Origin of the sequence: Gulosibacter sediminis, assembly GCF_014904065.1 — a bacterium.
Classification (GTDB): Bacteria; Actinomycetota; Actinomycetes; order Actinomycetales; family Microbacteriaceae; genus Gulosibacter; species Gulosibacter sediminis.
On the sequence record NZ_JACXJG010000005.1, the window covers coordinates 177,351 to 193,423 of the forward strand.

The following is a 16,073-nucleotide window of genomic DNA, read 5'->3' on the forward strand; positions in this document are numbered from 1 at the left end:
GAGACCCCCACACATGCTTCGCATTGCTGTGCCCAACAAGGGCATGCTCGCGGCGACCGCCAACGAGATGCTCATCGAGGCGGGCTACCGTGGCCGCCGCGGCGACCGCGAACTCGTCGCGTTCGACCCCGTCAACGAGGTCGAGTTCTTCTACATTCGCCCGCGCGACATCGCGACCTATGTCGGCGAGGGCGTGCTCGACGCCGGCATCACCGGCCGCGACCTGCTGCTCGACTCCGAATCGAAGGCGAGCGAAATTCGCGCGCTTGACTTTGGTGGCTCGACCTTCCGCTTTGCCGCGAAGCCCGGCGAGTTCTCGGAGCTCGCCGACCTCAACGGCAAACGGGTCGCTACCAGCTTTGTCGGCCTGCTCGGCGCCTACTTCGCTAAGCACGGAGTTGACGCCGAACTCGTGAAGCTCGACGGCGCCGTCGAATCGTCGATTCAGCTCGGCGTCGCCGACGCGGTCGCCGACGTCGTCTCGACCGGCACGACGCTGCGCCAGGCCGGGCTCGAGATCTTCGGCCCCGTCATTCTTGAGTCGACCGCAGTGCTCATCTCGAGGCCAGCCAAGGTCGAGCACACGCGCACGCTGCTCAAGCGCCTCGAAGGTGTGCTCGTCGCGCGACGCTACTCGATCATGGACTACGACATCCCCGCCGAGAAGCTGCAGGCCGCCATGGCGATCACGCCGGGCTTCCAGTCGCCGACCGTCTCGCCGCTGCACGACGAGACGTGGTTTGCCGTGCGCTCGCTCGTGCCGAACCGCGAGCTCAACCAGGTGATGGACCAGCTCTCCGACGTCGGCGCCCGCGCGATCCTCGTGACCGCGCTCCAGGCCGCACGGATGTAACCATGACGAGCTCCACCACCGACTCGCTCGCGGTTCGGGTCATCCCGTGCCTCGATGTGGCCGACGGCCGCGTCGTCAAGGGCGTCAATTTCCTCAACCTCCGCGACGCCGGCGACCCCGTCGAACTCGCGATCGCGTACGCGCAACAGGGCGCCGACGAGATTACCTTCCTCGACGTCACCGCGACGAACGAGAACCGGGCTACCACGTTTGACCTCGTCACCCGCACGGCCGAGAACATCTTTATTCCCCTCACCGTTGGCGGAGGGGTGCGCAGCGTCGAGAATGTCACGCAGCTGCTCGCGTCGGGCGCCGACAAGGTCGGCGTGAACTCGGCGGCGATCGCGCGGCCGAGCCTGATCGACGAGATCGCGGCGAAGTTCGGGGCGCAGGTGCTCGTGCTCTCGCTCGATATTCGCCGCAGCGACTCGACCGAGTCGGGGTTCGTCGTTACGACCCACGGAGGCCGCACCGACACCGGCATCGACGCGCTCGGTTGGGCGCGCGAGGCCAGCGAGCGCGGCGCCGGCGAACTCCTCGTCAACTCGATGGACGCCGACGGCACGAAGGCGGGCTTCGATCTTGAGCTGATCGAGCGGATGCGCGAGCTCGCNACCGTGCCCGTCATCGCCTCGGGCGGTGCGGGCAGGGTCGACGACTTCGCGCCCGCGGTCGCTGCCGGCGCCGATGCGGTGCTCGCGGCAAGCGTCTTCCACTACGGCGAGATCACGATCCCCGAGGTCAAGCGGTCCCTGCGCGACTCGGGTGCGGTGGTGCGCGATGTCTGAGCAGCCCGACCTCACGACCGAGCAGATCGAACAGATCATCGCCCAGGTGCAGTTCGCTGAGAACGGCCTCGTCCCGGCGATCGCGCAGCAGTGGGACACCGGCGAGGTGCTCATGATGGCGTGGATGAGCGCCGAGTCGATCCGACGCACGCTCACCGAGCGTCGGGCCGTCTACTGGTCGCGCTCGCGCGACGAACTCTGGCGCAAGGGTGATACCTCGGGCCACACGCAGGCCGTGAAATCGTTCGCGGTCGACTGCGACGCCGACACCGTGCTGCTGCGCGTACACCAGGAGGGCGCCGCGTGCCACCTTGGCACGCGCACCTGCTGGGACTCCGACCCGAACGCGGTGCATTTCTCGTGAGCCCCCGCCTGAGCAAACGGTTGAGCCTCCTTGGCCCGGTCGTGTTCGCCGCGCTCGCGATGATCGCGTGGACGCAACCGTGGGCGCACCTCGTCCTCGACGTTGAGGGCACCTCGGCCGACATCACGGCCTCGGGCAGCGATGCCTCGCTGCCCGTCATGGCGCTCTCGCTCGCGGCACTCGCGGGCACCGCCGCGATGGCGATGGCGCAGCGCAGTTGGCGGCTCATCCTGGCGATCCTGCTCGTCCTGCTCGGCGCGGGCATCGCGGTCACCGCGAGCCTCGCCTATGGCGATCCCGCCGCCGGCCTCCTCGCCCCGGTCGGTGAGGCGACCGCGATCGGCGGCGAAAACGCGATTCGTCAGGTCATCGCGACCGGAGAGGTGAGCGGCACCGCGTGGCCACTCATCGCCGCGATCGGCGGCGTCGGGGTGGCGATCTCCGGCGCGTTCGCGGCGATCACCTCGCGCAGCTGGGCGAGCGGCGGCCGTCGATTCGATCGGGATGCGAGCAGCGAACAGGAGGCCGATGAGGCCGTCGGCGACACGCGCGTGAGCCAGTGGGACGCGCTCTCGGCGGGCGATGACCCGACCGACGAAGAATCGCCCACTCGCCAGGTAGACTGATCAGGTATCTGGCAGCGACACAAGGAGTCATGGGATGTCGAACGAGGACGTCGTTTTCTCGAAGTACCACGTCGAAGACGAAGGCAACTCGGTTGCGGGCTGGACGGGCTTCACGCTGATCTGCCTCGGGTTCTTGATCGGAACCGTCGGTCTCTTCCTCAACATCGACATCATTCTCTGGATCGGCGTTGCGCTGATCCCGATCGGTGCGCTTGCCTGGGTCATCATGCAGGCGGCTGGCCTCGGGCCCAAGGAACACCACTAAGCCATGATGCTCGACGACCTTCTTGCGGGGTCGCTCAAGGACGCCGCGCGCCGTCGCGCCGAAGTGCCAACTGCTGAGGTCGAGCGTCTTGCGCTCGCCCAGTCGCCCGCGCTCGACGCGATTGCTGCGCTGTCTCCGCGCGACACCGTCAACATCATCGCCGAGGTGAAGCGGGCGAGCCCCTCGCGCGGCGCCCTGGCAGGCATCCCCGATCCGGCCGACCTCGCTCGTCGCTACGAGCGCGGGGGAGCCGCGGCCATCAGCGTGCTCACCGAGGAGCGCAAGTTTCTCGGCTCGCTCGACGACCTCCGCGCCGTGCGCGCGGCCGTCGACATCCCGGTGCTCCGCAAGGAGTTCATCGGTGAGGAGTACCAACTGCTCGAGGCCCGCGCGGCCGGGGCCGACCTCATCCTGCTNCATCGTGGCGAGCCTCGACCAGGCGACCCTGACGCGACTCAAGTCGTTTGCCGAAGACCTCGGCATGACGGCACTCATTGAGGCGCACACCCGCGAGGAGTTCAACCGCGCGCTCGACGCGGGCGCCAAGGTGCTCGGCGTGAATGCGCGCGACCTCCAGACGTTCGAGATGCATCCCGAGCTCTTCGGCGAACTTGCCCCGAGCTATCCCGAGGGCGTCATCAAGGTTGCCGAGTCGGCGGTGCTGCGCCCGGAACACGTGCGCGCCTACCGCGACGCTGGCGCCGACGCCGTGCTCATCGGCGAAGCGCTCGTGACGGGCGACGATCCAGAAACCACCATCAAGGAATACCTACAGGCATAACGTGACTCAGTACCGGAACGCGCAGGGACCATACTTCGGCGAGTTCGGTGGACGCTTCGTCCCCGAAAGCCTCATCGCCGCGCTCGACGAGCTCGACCGCGAGTGGACGGCCGGCAAGAATGACCCGGAGTTCTGGGGCGAGTTCCAGCGCCTCCTGCGTGACTATGCTGGGCGGCCCTCGCTGCTCACCGAGGCGCCGACCTTCGCGAAGTCGGCGGGCGGGGCGCGCATCCTGCTCAAGCGCGAGGACCTCAACCACACCGGCTCGCACAAGATCAACAACGTGCTCGGCCAGGCGCTGCTGACCAAGCGCCTCGGCAAGACGCGCATTATCGCCGAGACCGGCGCGGGCCAGCACGGCGTCGCGACCGCGACCGCGGCCGCGCTATTCGGCCTCGACTGCACCATCTACATGGGCAAGGTCGACACCGAGCGCCAGGCCCTCAACGTCGCACGCATGCGCCTGCTCGGCGCCGAGGTGATTGCCGTGGCCTCGGGCTCGCAGACGCTGAAGGACGCCATCAACGAGGCGTTCCGCGACTGGGTCGCAAACGTCGAGACGACGAACTACATTTTCGGCACCGCGGCCGGGCCCCACCCATTCCCGGCCCTCGTGCGCGACACGCAGCAGGTCATCAGCGTCGAGGCACGTCAGCAGTGCCTCGACCTCACCGGCGTGCTGCCGGATGCCGTGGTTGCCTGCGTCGGCGGCGGCTCGAACGCGATCGGCATGTTCGAGGCCTTCCTCGACGACGAGACCGTCTCGCTGCACGGTATCGAGGCGGCGGGGGAAGGCGAGGACACCCCGCGCACCGCGGCGACGATTGGCACCGGCCGCACCGGTGTGCTGCACGGCGCCAAGACGCTGCTCATGCAGGACGAGGACGGACAGACGATCGAATCGCACTCGATTTCCGCCGGCCTCGACTACCCGGGCGTCGGTCCCGCGCACTCGTGGCTCGCCAGAGCGGGCCGCGTGAGCTACTCGGGCGCGACCGACACCGAGGCGATGGAGGCCATGCGCCTGCTCTCGCGCACCGAGGGCATCATTCCGGCGATCGAGTCGGCGCACGCGCTCGCCGGCGCGATCAAGATCGGGCAGCAGCTTGGCCCGTCGGCAACGATCATCGTGTCGCTCTCGGGCCGCGGCGATAAAGACATGGAGACGGCAATGAACTACTTCGAGCTCAGCGACGCGAGCCGCGTGATCGGGGGCGACAAGTGAGCACGTCGCAGGTCGAACGCGCGATTGACGCGGCCCGCGCGGAACGCCGCGGTGCCTTCATCGGCTACCTCCCGGCAGGATTCCCCGACCTTGACGCCTCCGTCGACGCGGCCATCGCCCTGTCGCGCGCTGGCGCCGACGTGATCGAGTTCGGCGTTCCCTACTCCGACCCGGTGATGGACGGCCCCGTGATCCAGGCTGCCTGCCAGCAGGCGCTTGCCTCGGGCTTCCGGGTGAGCGATCTGTTCCGGGCCATCGAGCGAGTGCGCGCTGAGGTCGACACGCCCATCCTGGTGATGAGCTACATCAACCTCATGCTGCAGCACGGCATTGAGGCGTTCGCGGCCGACCTCGCCTCGGCGGGCGGCGCGGGCGCGATTACGCCCGACCTGATCCCCGACGAGGCCGACGAGTGGCTCGCGGCGGCCACCACGCACGACCTCGACCGCGTGTTCCTCGCGGCACCGGCGTCAAGCGACGAGCGCCTCGAGAGGATCATCGCCTCGTCGCGCGGCTTCGTCTACACCGTCTCAACGATGGGCATCACCGGTGCCCGCGCCGACGTCGACAATGCGGCGCGCGTGCTCGCCGACCGGCTCCACGCGGCCGGCTGCGAGCGGGCCTGCGTTGGCATCGGCATCTCGACCGGCGAGCAGGTTCGCGACGTGCTCGACTACGCCGAGGGCGCGATCGTCGGCTCGGCGCTCGTGCGCTCGCTCGGCGAGGGCTTCGACTCGCTCACCGACACCGCCCGCTCACTCGCACAGGGAACGGAGCGCTAGTGCCCGCGCTGACCTCGATTCCATCGCCGCCCGCCGAGTGGGCGGCCTTCTCGATCGGCCCCTTGACGCTGCACGTCTACGCCCTCGTCATCGTGCTCGGCATCGTCTTCGCCGTGTGGTGGACGAACCGGCGTCTGACCGCGCGCGGCGGCGAGCCGTGGATCATCATCGACATTGCGGTGCCCGCGGTGATCCTCGGCCTGCTCGGCGCGCGGCTCTACCACGTGGCGACGCACCCGGCCGACTACTTCTACGAGGGCGCCGACTGGTGGCGCGTGTTCGCCATCTGGGAGGGCGGCAACGCGATCATCGGCGGCCTCATCGGCGGCGCGATCGGCGCATACATCGTCTGCCGCATGCGCGGCATCCGCTTCCTCAGCTTCGCGGATGCGGTGGCCCCGGCGCTGCTCGCGGCGCAGGCCATCGGGCGCATCGGCAACTGGTTCAACCACGAGCTGTTCGGCTGGCCGACCGACCTGCCCTGGGGCCTCGAGATTCCGCAGCCGAACGCCGCGATCCCCGAGGGGCTGCCCGCCGGCACGCTGTTCCACCCGACTTTCCTCTACGAAATGCTCTGGAATCTCGTCGGCATCGGTGTGATCCTTGTGCTCGAGCGGATGTTCCGGATGCGCTGGGGCAAGACGGTCGCGATCTACTTCATCTGGTACGGCGTGGGTCGCATGATGATCGAGTCGATCCGCGTCGACTACTCCGAGGTCATCCTCGGCCTGCGTTCGAACGTGTTCGGCGCGCTCGTGCTCGCACTGATCGGCGTCGTGCTCTTCGTCGTGCAGACGCGGCGATACCGCACCGACGAGAGGTCCATCTACGCCGATGACCATGTCTGGAGCGACGAGGCGGAAGCCGAGGCCGAGACGCCCGCGCGCGAGAAATCTCCCGCGGCGGTCACGGCCGGCGTCAACGAAGCTGTAACCACTACCGACAAGAATGGCTCCGACGAGTCGAAGTAATCGACTCGTTCTCGCGAACTACGAAGAGGTCAACATGACACGACGCGCGAAAATTGTCGCGACGCTCGGCCCCGCGGTGTCCTCACCGGAGGGCATCCGAAGCCTGCTGACGGCCGGCGTCAACGTGACGCGATTTAACCTCAGCCACGGCGACCACGAGGTGCACACAACCAATTACGGTTACGTGCGCGACGCATCCGAAGAACTCGGCCTGCCGGCGGCGGTGCTCGTCGACCTGCAGGGCCCGAAGATCCGCCTTGGCAAGTTCGAGGCCGGCCCGTACCAGCTCGACAAGGGAGACACCTTCAAGATCACGGTTGACGACATTGTCGGCAACCAGCAGATCGTCAGCACCACCTTCAAAGGGCTCACTGGCGACGTGCGCCCCGGCGACCCAATTCTCATCGATGACGGACGCGTCGCGCTGCGCGCGACCGAGGTGACCGACACGACCGTCACGGCGGTCGTCGAGGTTGGCGGCCCCGTCTCGAACAACAAAGGCATCAACCTGCCCGGCGTTGCGGTCAACGTGCCGGCGCTGAGCGAGAAAGACGAAGACGACCTCCGCTGGGGTCTGCGCATCGGCGCCGACATCATCGCGCTCTCGTTCGTGCGTGGCCCCGAGGACATCACTCGGGTGCACGAGATTATGGACGAGGAGGGCGTTCGCCTGCCCGTTATCGCGAAGGTTGAGAAGCCCCAGGCGGTCGACCACCTCGCCGACATTGTCGATGCCTTCGACGGCATCATGGTGGCCCGAGGCGATCTCGGCGTCGAGCTTCCCCTCGAACAGGTGCCGATCGTGCAGAAGCGTGCGATCGAGCTCGCACGCCGGCGAGCGAAGCCGGTGATCGTGGCGACGCAGATGCTCGAATCGATGATTTCGAGCCCGCGCCCGACCCGTGCCGAGGCCTCGGACTGCGCGAACGCGGTGCTCGATGGCGCCGATGCGCTCATGCTCTCGGGCGAGACGAGCGTCGGCGAGTACCCGATCATCACGGTCGAGACGATGGCGCGCATCATCGAGTCGACTGAGGAGCACGGGCTCAGCATGATTCCGCCGCTCGGCACCCAACCCTTCACCCAGGGCGGCGTCATCACCCTCGCCGCGACGGAGGTCGGTGAGTTCCTCGGCGCGAAGTACTACTGCGTCTTCACCGAGTCAGGCGACTCGGTGCGCCGCCTGTCGCGGCTGCGCCCGCAGATCCCGATGCTCGGCTTCACTCCGAGCGCGGCGATTCGTCGCCGCATGAACCTCAACTGGGGCGTCGACGGCATCATCGTCGAGCGCAAGAAGCACACCGATGAGCTGTTCCTCCAAGTCGATGAGTACCTCATCTCAACCGGCAAGGCGCAGCGCGGTGACAAAGTCATCGTCATTGCCGGTTCGCCTCCTGGAGTTCCCGGCTCGACGAACGACCTGCGCGTGCACCGCGTGGGCGACGCCCTCGACGCGGTGGCGCCGGCCTACGAGGGGCGCCACTCCCGCAAGGGCTAGCGGCTCGCGCGTACGAACAGGGCTGCCANGGGGAGCAGTTCGAGCAGTTAGAGCACGCGGCGGCGCAGGATGGTCCAGAGGAACACCGTGCCACCCACGAACTCGATGAGAATCGACACGACGCCCTGCGCATAGAACACGTGGTTCATGATGAAGTAGGCGCTCGTGAGCACGAGGAAGGCGAAGGTGATCGCAAGCGGGAACACGAAGCGGTGATCCGAGGTGTTCGCGAACTGGTACGCGAGCGTAGCGACGAGGAAGCCGAGGAAGGTCATCGGGCCAACCAGCGCCGTCGACACCGCCATGAGCAGCGTCACGAGGGTCAGCGTCGTCATGAGTTCACGGGTGTGGTTGAGGCCCAGGCCGGTGGCGATGTCCTTGCCGAGCGCCATGACGTTGAGCCGGCGCGAGCGCAGGTAGAGCAGCGCCGCGACGACGATGACGATGGGAATCGCGACCGGCAGATACTCCTCGCGCGCGTTGTTCACCGAGCCAAAGAGGCGAGCGGTGAGCAGGTCGAACTCGCTCGGGCTCAGCATGCGCTGCATGAAGCTCGAGACGCTGCCGAGGCCCGTTCCGATCACGATGCCCACGAGCAGCATGATCTGGAGGTTTGCGAAGCGGCCCGAGAGCAGCCAGCCGTATAGGAGCGCCGCGAGGGCCACCATGACGGCGATTTGCGCGAGGAACTGGCCGATGCCCGAGAACGCAGTGAGCCCGGTCGAGCCGAGGAAGAACATCACGCCCGTCTGGATCGCGACGTAGAGCGACTCGAATCCCATGATGCCGGGCGTAATGATGCGGTTCGTCGTGATCGTCTGGAACGCGACGGTCGCGGTCGCGTGGCACACCGCGATGATGAGCATGACCAGCACGCTGCTCGCGCGGCGACGGGCGATCACCCAGAAGGGGTCGGAGCCGAACGCGACGGGGATGTTGTAGGTCAGAAGGCCGATCGCGAACAGCACGGCAAGCGTGACGCAGACGCCGAGGGTAAGCCAGTAGCGTCGGCGCGCTCGGTCGTTCTGGAAGGCAACCGAGCCGCTGCGCTGGCGGGGCAGCGTGGGGGATGCGGTGGTGCTAGCCATAACGTCGCTTTCGCAGCAATAGGAGCACGAATGCAATCGAGCCGAGCACACCGAGGATGAGCGAGACCGGCACCTCGAACGGCATGATGATCGTGCGGCTCACGATGTCGCAGACCGTGACGGTCGCGATACCGAGCAGGAACACCCACGGCAAGTTGCTGCGCAGATTGTCGCCGCGGAACATCGAGACGATGTTCGGCACGATCAGCCCGAGGAACGGCAAGTTGCCGACGACGACCGTGACGACGCCCGTCGCGACCGCGACGAGCGAGGTGCCGATGAGCATCATCCGGTTGTAGTTCAGTCCGACGTTCGTCGCGATCTCCTCGCCGAGCCCGGCCACCGTCAGACGGTCCGCAAGCACAAATACCGCCACGAGCACGATCGCGACGATCCAGAGCACCTCGTACTGGCCGCGCAGAATCGGCGCGAAGCTGCCGGCGAACCAGATGCCGAGCTGCTGCAGCATGTTCGTCTGCAGCGCGAAGAAGGTCGAGACCGAGCTCACCACCGCGCCGAGCATGATGCCGACGATCGGAACGATGAGCGAAGAGCGCAGCGAAACCCGACGCAGAAACGCGAAGAAGATCGTCGTGCCGATGAAGGCGGCGATGATCGCACCGACCATGCGACCAAGCAGGCTCGCGGTCGGGAAGAAGATCATCACGGCAAGGAGTCCGAGGCCGGCCCATTCGGTGGTGCCGGTGGTGGTGGGCTCAACGAAGCGGTTTTGCGTGAGTAGCTGCATCACGAGCCCGCAGATCGCCATCGCCGCGCCCGCGAGCACGAGCGCGAGGGTGCGTGGCACGCGGGTGATCCAAAACATGTCTGGCGACCCCTCGCCGTGGCCATCCAGGGTGTACACACCGATGAACAGTGAGGCGCCAAGGAGGGCGACCACAGCGAGTGTCGCCAGATACAGCTTCCAGTCAAGACGGTCGCGGCGAACTGGAGCGGCCGCGACCGTCGAGGTTGAGCTGGGGTTGGTCATGAAGGGTGAGTTGGCCTTACGACGCGGCGTCGAACGCGTCGGCGAGCTGGTTCAGGTACTCGGTGTACGTCTGGATGCCCTCGTTGGTGTAGGTGTCAGCAGGCATCACAACGATCTGGTCCTTCTGCACCGCGGGCACCTGCTGCAGGGCCTCGGATTCGGCGATGAGGTCGGCACCGGGCTGGTAGCCTTCTTCGTCCGCCGCGACGGCAGCGTCACGGTCCATCACGAGAATCCAGTCGGGGTTCGACTCGGCGATTGCCTCGACCGAGACCTCGTCGCCCTCGTGGTCGTCGCTCGCGCCCTCGACGACCAGCGCCGGGGTGAAGTCGAACCAATCGAACAGCACGCCGAGGGTGCGGCCGACGTGCGGCGCGAGGTAGCCGATCTGGCCGCCCGAGGTGTTGACCGCCATGAAGGTCGCGTCGGCCGGAGCCGCCTCGGCGNACGCGGTCGTAGGCGGCGTCGAACTCGTTGTTCAGCGCGGTGGCCTCGTCCTGCATGCCGAACAGCTCGCCGAGCACGGTGGTCTGGCGCTTGAGCTCTTCGGCGAAGTCCTCGCCCTCGCGGGGCTCAAGGTTGATGATCGTTGCGTCGGGCACGAGCTCAGCGATCTCGTCCTCGTAGTCGGTGAAGCGCTGGCCCATGATCACGAGCTCGGGCTCGACGGCGGCAATTGCCTCGAGGTTCGGTTCGCGGTGGTTGCCGATGTTCACGATCGACTCGTCGGTCTTGTAGTCGATGGTCTCGGGCATGAGGTCGAGGGGAGCCGCGGCGAGTTCGACGCCCCAGGACTGCAGCGTCTCGAACGTGCGGTTGTCGAGGGAGACGATCGACTGCGCGGGCATCTTGACCGTCTGCGTGCCGTTGTTGTCTTCAACGGTGATAGTGCCTTCGGCGCCCGCGGCCGAGGTCGCGTCGGTGTCGGCGGCGCCTGTGCTGCAAGCGGCGAGGGTGAGGGATGCGGCAATCGCGCTAACGACGCCGAGCAACCGCAGTCGAGGGGTTCGCATGGGTACGAGCTTCTTTCGTATCGATGGCGCGAGGCAGGGGGAGGCCCCGCGGGAGCTGGTCCAGAGGTTAGGCTAACCTAAAGGCTTGTTGTGCTCAACTTGTGAGTTGGGTGACAGCTCGCCATGTTTACTCGTTGCAACACCCCCGGAGGCCCCTGCGTGATCACCCTGGATTCCGTCGCGAAGCGATATGGCGACCACGTAGTCGTCGACGACGTTTCTCTCACGATTCCCGCGGGTGGCATCACCTCGATCATCGGACCGAACGGTGCTGGCAAGTCGACGCTGCTCGGGCTCATGAGTCGAATCGAGCCGCTCGAGAGCGGCATCGTCACGGTCGACGGGCTCGACGTCAGCGCGACAAAATCCTCCGTGCTCGCGAAGAGACTCGCCATCCTGCGCCAGGAGAATCACCTCGTGGTGCGGCTCACGGTGCGTGAGTTGGTCGCGTTCGGTCGCTTCCCGCACTCGCAAGGTCGCCTCACCGCCGAGGACGAGCGGCACATCGACGCCGCGCTCGAATTTCTCGGGCTCGCGGATTTGCAGGGCCGCTTCATTGACGAGCTCTCGGGTGGCCAGCGGCAACGCGCCTATGTCGCGATGGTGATCTGCCAGGACACCGACTACGTGTTGCTCGACGAACCGCTGAACAACCTCGACATGCGGCACAGTGTAAACATGATGCAGCACCTGAGCCGCATCGCCAGCGAGCTCGGCAAGACGATCGTCATCGTGATTCACGACATCAACTTCGCCTCGGTGTATTCCGACAACATCGTTGGTATGCGCGACGGTCAGGTGATCGCGCAGGGCTCGCCTGATCTCATCATGAACTCGGGCATTCTGAGCCAGATCTATGACATGCACATTCCGATCCACGAGATCGGGCGACACAAGCTGGCGACCTATTACTGGGCGTCCGAAACGGTCACTTCCTAGTGTGCCGGCTGGGGGACTCGAACCCCCACGCCCTCTCGGACAGCGCATTTTGAGTGCGCCGCGTCTACCGTTCCGCCAAGCCGGCCTGCTTGCCTCGACCACAGTAGCGTAATCTGGCAATGTGACTGAGAACACAACCGCTTCCGCACCCCGCCGAGTAGTCGTCGCTGAAGACGAATCGCTCATCCGCCTCGACATCGTTGAAACGCTTCGCGACAACGGTTTTGACGTTGTCGGTGAGGCCGGCGACGGTGAGACCGCGGTAGCGCTGGCCAAGGAACTCCGCCCCGACCTCGTCGTGATGGACGTGAAGATGCCGAAGCTTGACGGCATCTCTGCTGCGGAGCAGCTCTCGGAGGACAACGTCGCACCCGTCGTGCTGCTGACGGCCTTCAGCCAGAAGGAGCTCGTGGAACGCGCCACCGAGGCCGGTGCGCTCGCCTACGTCGTCAAGCCGTTCAACCAGAACGACCTCCTGCCGGCCATCGAGATCGTCCTTGCGCGTCACCAGCAGATCGTCGCCCTCGAGCGTGAGGTGGCCGACCTCGCGGAGCGTTTCGAGACTCGCAAGCTCGTTGACCGCGCGAAGGGCCTCCTCACCGACAAGATGGGCCTGAGCGAGCCCGAGGCGTTCCGTTGGATTCAGAAGGCGTCGATGAACCGTCGCCTCACTATGCAGGAAGTCGCGCAGGCGGTCGTCGAGCAGCTCGCGCCGAAGAAGAAGTAGCCGCTAACGACGGGTGCGCAGCATGTTGGTGATGCGCACCGTCGAGCACCGGCGCCCGTTCGCGTCGGTGATCACGACCTCGTGCACGGTCATGCTGCCGCCGAGGTGAATCGCGCGGCACTCGCCGGTCACCCAACCCGATGTGGCCGAGCCCGTGTGTGTCGCGTTGATGTCGATGCCCACCGCGTAGCGGCCCTCGCCGGCATGCAGCGAGGCGGCAACCGAGCCGAGGCTTTCGCCGAGCACGCAGTTGGCGCCGCCGTGGAGCAGTCCGAATGGCTGCGTGTTCGGCGCCACCGGCATGACCGCAATCGAGTGCTCGGGCGAAAGCTGCACCATGAGCATCCCCATGGCCGCGCCGAGCGCGCCGACGCCCAGTCCGCCCGTCACGGCCAACTGGTCGGGAATCTCGAGGCCGTTGATGACGGGCTCGGGCACCGGGGCCAGGTGCACAGATGGCTGAGACTCGGGCATCGCAATCTCTCGTCGACGTAGGCTGGTTGCGTGACTGCAACTCAGCCAAAGCCTACGCTCATGGTCATCGACGGCCACTCGCTCGCATTCCGCGCGTTCTTCGCGCTGCCGGTCGAGAGTTTCGTCAATTCCGAGGGCCAGCACACGAATGCCGTCCACGGCTTCATCTCGATGCTGCTCTCGCTGCTGCGTGACCACAATCCGAGCCACATCGCCGTCGCATTTGACGCAGGCTCGAAGTCGTTCCGCAACCGCGAATACGAGGATTACAAAGGCGGCCGCGACGAGACGCCGCCAGAGTTCCGTGGCCAGATCGGCCTGCTCAAGGAGGCCCTTACGGCGATGGGCATTGACTGGCTAGAGAAGGACGACTTCGAGGCCGACGACCTCCTCGCCACGCTGTCGCACCAGGGCGAGGAACAGCAATTCGACGTGCTCGTCGTGTCGGGCGACCGCGACGCGATCCAGCTCGTCAACGAGCAGACAACGCTGCTCTACCCGTCGGTGCAGGGCGTCTCGAAGCTCACGCGCTACACGCCCGAGAAGGTGTTCGAGAAGTACGGTGTGCTGCCGCACCAGTACTCAGACCTCGCGGCGATGGTCGGAGAGAAGGCCGACAACCTGCCTGGTGTGCCCAAGGTCGGGCCAAAGACGGCGGCGAAGTGGATTAATCAGTTCGGCTCGCTCGAAGGAATCCTCGAGCACGAGGACGAGCTCACCGGCAAGGTCGGCGAGTCGTTCCGCGAGCACCGCGAGAACGCGATCCGCAACCGCAAGCTCAACCAGCTGCTGCGCGACGTCGAGCTCGACTTGAAGCCGGACGATCTTGACATTCACCCAATTGACGTGGATGCGGTGCGCGAGGTCTTCACCCGCCTTCAGTTCCGCACGCTGCAGGACCGCGTGCTCAAGCTCGCGTCCGAACGCGACGGCGCGGTTGCGACGAGTGACGATGACGGTGCGCTCGACGACGTCGAGGTGCGCGAGCAGCTCGCGGGCGACGAACTCACGACCTGGCTGAGGGATGCGCAGGACCAGCCGCTCGGGCTGGTCCTGCGCATCGGTGAGTCGGGTCAGATCGATGCGGCGCTGGCGACCGAGCAGTCTGCCGTGTCGGTGAACGACGTGGCGGCGAATGAGCCACTCGTCGCGTGGCTCGAGAGTGACGCAGCAAAGTGGATGTTCGACGCGAAGCCGACCCTGAAGCATGCCCGCGCCGCCGGTGTCACGCTCGGCGGACCGATTCTCGACGGACAGCTCGCCGCGTTCCTCGTGAACCCGCTTAGCCCGCCGAAGCGACTGTCGGAGCTCGTGCAGCAGTACCTCGGCGAGTCGATGCCCGAGACCGACCCGAACCAGCTTCTCGAGGTTGAGGATGAGCAGGGCACCGGCTTCGCGGCGGAGGCCTGGTACGCGCTCCGCGGGGGTCTCGCCGCTCAGGCACGGCTGCCCGAGCCCACCGCCCCGGTGTTCACCGACATCGAGTCGCCACTCGAACTCGTGCTCGCGAATATGGAGTACACGGGTATCCACATCGACGTGCCACTGCTCGAGCAGCTCTCGTCGGAACAGGGCGAGAAGGTCGCGCAGTACGCGCAGGAGGCCTTCGCGGCGATCGGCGGCGAGGAGATCAACCTTGGCTCGCCGAAGCAACTGCAGACCGTGCTGTTCGAGAAGCTCGACATGCCGAAGACCCGTCGCACCAAGACCGGCTACTCGACTGACGCACAGTCGCTCGAGGAACTCGAGGCGAAGGCACCGCATCCGTTCCTCGGCGCGCTTCGGCACCACCGCGACGCCACGAAGCTCAAGCAGATCATCGACGCGCTCATCCGCGCGGTCGGCGACGACACGCGCATCCACACCACCTACCTGCAGACGGGCTCGTCCACCGGGCGGCTCGCGTCGACCGATCCGAACCTGCAGAACATTCCGATTCGCTCGGCCGAGGGCCAGCGCATCCGGGGCGCCTTCACTTGCGACGAGCGCTTTGAGGGCCTCCTCACGGCCGACTACTCGCAGATCGAGATGCGCATCATGGCGCACCTCTCGGGCGACGACGCGCTCATCGCCGCGTTCAACTCGGGCGAGGACACGCACCGTTTCGTCGGCTCGCAGGTGTTCGGTGTAGACCCGAGCGAGGTCACCCCGACGATGCGCAGCAAGGTGAAGGCGATGTCGTACGGCCTCGTCTACGGCCTGAGCGCGTTCGGGCTCTCGAAACAGCTCGGCATCGAGGTGGCCGAGGCCCGCGAACTGATGAACGGCTACTTCGAGCGCTTCGGCAAGGTGCGCGATTACCTGCGCGAATCGGTCGAGCAGGCGCGCAGCACCGGGTACACCGAAACGATCTTCGGGCGCCGCCGGCCGTTCCCCGACCTGAATTCGACGAACCGGCTCGCGCGGCAAAACGCCGAGCGGGCGGCGCTCAACGCGCCAATTCAGGGGTCTGCGGCCGACATCATCAAGCTCGCGATGCTCCGCGTGGATGCTCGGATGCGGGCTGAACAACTCGAGTCGCGCCTGCTGCTGCAGGTGCACGATGAGCTCGTGTTCGAGGTGGCTCACGGCGAAGAGACCGCCCTCGAGGCCATCGCGCGCGAGGAGATGGCGAGCGCCGCGACGCTGAGCGTGCCGCTCGACGTTTCGGTCGGTCGCGGCGCCAACTGGGAGACCGCGGGCCACTAG

At 66.4% G+C, this 16,073-nt stretch carries 16 protein-coding genes, 1 tRNA gene and 2 pseudogenes; 13 read left to right on the plus strand and 6 right to left on the minus strand.

The annotated features are described in order from the left end of the window. The first annotated feature begins 13 nt into the window (after positions 1-13). The 10 genes and pseudogenes from hisG to pyk all read left to right on the plus strand — a co-directional run bounded on the left by hisG (position 14) and on the right by pyk (position 8,153). Complete coding sequence (gene hisG / locus ID132_RS02745) at positions 14-853, plus strand: ATP phosphoribosyltransferase (protein ID WP_193127800.1); 840 nt, start codon at positions 14-16, stop codon at positions 851-853. A 2-nt stretch (positions 854-855) separates the two neighbouring features. Then, entirely contained in the window at positions 856-1,641 is a 786-nt protein-coding gene (hisF, locus tag ID132_RS02750; RefSeq protein ID WP_125105862.1) for an imidazole glycerol phosphate synthase subunit HisF, read from the plus strand. Further along, positions 1,634-2,005 (plus strand): phosphoribosyl-AMP cyclohydrolase, encoded by a 372-nt coding sequence (hisI, locus tag ID132_RS02755; protein ID WP_193127801.1) that lies wholly within the window; start codon positions 1,634-1,636, stop codon positions 2,003-2,005. The genes hisF and hisI overlap by 8 nt, the downstream gene beginning before the upstream one ends. Next, complete coding sequence (locus ID132_RS02760) at positions 2,002-2,631, plus strand: Trp biosynthesis-associated membrane protein (RefSeq protein ID WP_211198206.1); 630 nt, start codon at positions 2,002-2,004, stop codon at positions 2,629-2,631. The genes hisI and ID132_RS02760 overlap by 4 nt, the downstream gene beginning before the upstream one ends. 34 nt (positions 2,632-2,665) lie before the next feature. After that, on the plus strand, positions 2,666-2,896 hold the full coding sequence (locus ID132_RS02765; protein ID WP_125105865.1) for an HGxxPAAW family protein: 231 nt from the start codon (positions 2,666-2,668) through the stop codon (positions 2,894-2,896). Positions 2,897-2,902: 6 nt separating this feature from the next. Further along, positions 2,903-3,677: pseudogene (trpC, locus tag ID132_RS02770) on the plus strand (indole-3-glycerol phosphate synthase TrpC). Between the two features lies 1 nt (position 3,678). After that, positions 3,679-4,902 (plus strand): tryptophan synthase subunit beta, encoded by a 1,224-nt coding sequence (trpB, locus tag ID132_RS02775; RefSeq protein WP_193127803.1) that lies wholly within the window; start codon positions 3,679-3,681, stop codon positions 4,900-4,902. Continuing rightward, entirely contained in the window at positions 4,899-5,684 is a 786-nt protein-coding gene (trpA, locus tag ID132_RS02780; protein ID WP_125105867.1) for a tryptophan synthase subunit alpha, read from the plus strand. Before trpB ends, trpA begins: the two co-directional genes overlap by 4 nt. Next, positions 5,684-6,655, plus strand: coding sequence for a prolipoprotein diacylglyceryl transferase (gene lgt, locus ID132_RS02785; RefSeq protein WP_193127804.1), 972 nt, complete (start codon positions 5,684-5,686; stop codon positions 6,653-6,655). The genes trpA and lgt overlap by 1 nt, the downstream gene beginning before the upstream one ends. A gap of 34 nt (positions 6,656-6,689) precedes the next feature. After that, on the plus strand, positions 6,690-8,153 hold the full coding sequence (gene pyk, locus ID132_RS02790; RefSeq protein WP_125105869.1) for a pyruvate kinase: 1,464 nt from the start codon (positions 6,690-6,692) through the stop codon (positions 8,151-8,153). 47 nt (positions 8,154-8,200) lie between these two features. Here the strand turns inward: pyk and ID132_RS02795 are convergent, their stop codons facing one another. The 4 genes and pseudogenes from ID132_RS02795 to ID132_RS15460 form a co-directional block, all read right to left on the minus strand. After that, the gene (locus ID132_RS02795; RefSeq protein ID WP_125105870.1) at positions 8,201-9,241 is read right to left on the minus strand and encodes an iron chelate uptake ABC transporter family permease subunit; all 1,041 of its coding nucleotides are present in this window, start codon (positions 9,239-9,241) and stop codon (positions 8,201-8,203) included. Then, positions 9,234-10,232 (minus strand): ABC transporter permease, encoded by a 999-nt coding sequence (locus ID132_RS02800; RefSeq protein ID WP_125105871.1) that lies wholly within the window; start codon positions 10,230-10,232, stop codon positions 9,234-9,236. The genes ID132_RS02795 and ID132_RS02800 overlap by 8 nt, the downstream gene beginning before the upstream one ends. 16 nt (positions 10,233-10,248) lie before the next feature. Further along, entirely contained in the window at positions 10,249-10,647 is a 399-nt protein-coding gene (locus ID132_RS15455) for an ABC transporter substrate-binding protein (protein ID WP_328743519.1), read from the minus strand. 88 nt (positions 10,648-10,735) lie between these two features. Beyond that, a pseudogene (locus tag ID132_RS15460) lies at positions 10,736-11,245 on the minus strand (ABC transporter substrate-binding protein); the annotation flags it as partial. Between the two features lie 159 nt (positions 11,246-11,404). On the opposite strand from ID132_RS15460, the gene ID132_RS02810 reads away from it, so the two are divergent. Then, positions 11,405-12,184: an iron ABC transporter ATP-binding protein gene (locus ID132_RS02810; protein WP_125105873.1), complete on the plus strand. Its 780-nt coding sequence runs from the start codon at positions 11,405-11,407 to the stop codon at positions 12,182-12,184. Between the two features lie 2 nt (positions 12,185-12,186). On the opposite strand, the gene ID132_RS02815 is transcribed toward ID132_RS02810, so the two are convergent. After that, positions 12,187-12,269 (minus strand) — tRNA-Leu (locus ID132_RS02815). Between the two features lie 36 nt (positions 12,270-12,305). On the opposite strand from ID132_RS02815, the gene ID132_RS02820 reads away from it, so the two are divergent. Beyond that, the gene (locus ID132_RS02820) at positions 12,306-12,911 is read left to right on the plus strand and encodes an ANTAR domain-containing response regulator (protein WP_125105874.1); all 606 of its coding nucleotides are present in this window, start codon (positions 12,306-12,308) and stop codon (positions 12,909-12,911) included. A 3-nt stretch (positions 12,912-12,914) separates the two neighbouring features. Here the strand turns inward: ID132_RS02820 and ID132_RS02825 are convergent, their stop codons facing one another. Continuing rightward, positions 12,915-13,385 (minus strand): PaaI family thioesterase, encoded by a 471-nt coding sequence (locus ID132_RS02825; protein ID WP_125105875.1) that lies wholly within the window; start codon positions 13,383-13,385, stop codon positions 12,915-12,917. Positions 13,386-13,445: 60 nt separating this feature from the next. Here ID132_RS02825 and polA point away from each other — a divergent pair, with 60 nt between their 5' ends. Next, positions 13,446-16,073, plus strand: coding sequence for a DNA polymerase I (polA, locus tag ID132_RS02830; protein WP_193127845.1), 2,628 nt, complete (start codon positions 13,446-13,448; stop codon positions 16,071-16,073).

Excerpts from the sequence above, each read along its gene's own strand:
- polA (WP_193127845.1), top strand. The coding sequence starts at position 13,446 with ATGGTCATCGACGGCCACTCGCTCGCATTCCGCGCGTTCTTCGCGCTG.
- ID132_RS02825 (WP_125105875.1), bottom strand. The coding sequence starts at position 13,385 with ATGCCCGAGTCTCAGCCATCTGTGCACCTGGCCCCGGTGCCCGAGCCC.
- ID132_RS02795 (WP_125105870.1), bottom strand. The coding sequence starts at position 9,241 with ATGGCTAGCACCACCGCATCCCCCACGCTGCCCCGCCAGCGCAGCGGC.
- hisG (WP_193127800.1), top strand. The coding sequence starts at position 14 with ATGCTTCGCATTGCTGTGCCCAACAAGGGCATGCTCGCGGCGACCGCC.
- ID132_RS02765 (WP_125105865.1), top strand. The coding sequence starts at position 2,666 with ATGTCGAACGAGGACGTCGTTTTCTCGAAGTACCACGTCGAAGACGAA.
- hisI (WP_193127801.1), top strand. The coding sequence starts at position 1,634 with ATGTCTGAGCAGCCCGACCTCACGACCGAGCAGATCGAACAGATCATC.
- pyk (WP_125105869.1), top strand. The coding sequence starts at position 6,690 with ATGACACGACGCGCGAAAATTGTCGCGACGCTCGGCCCCGCGGTGTCC.
- ID132_RS02800 (WP_125105871.1), bottom strand. The coding sequence starts at position 10,232 with ATGACCAACCCCAGCTCAACCTCGACGGTCGCGGCCGCTCCAGTTCGC.
- ID132_RS15455 (WP_328743519.1), bottom strand. The coding sequence starts at position 10,647 with ATGGCGGTCAACACCTCGGGCGGCCAGATCGGCTACCTCGCGCCGCAC.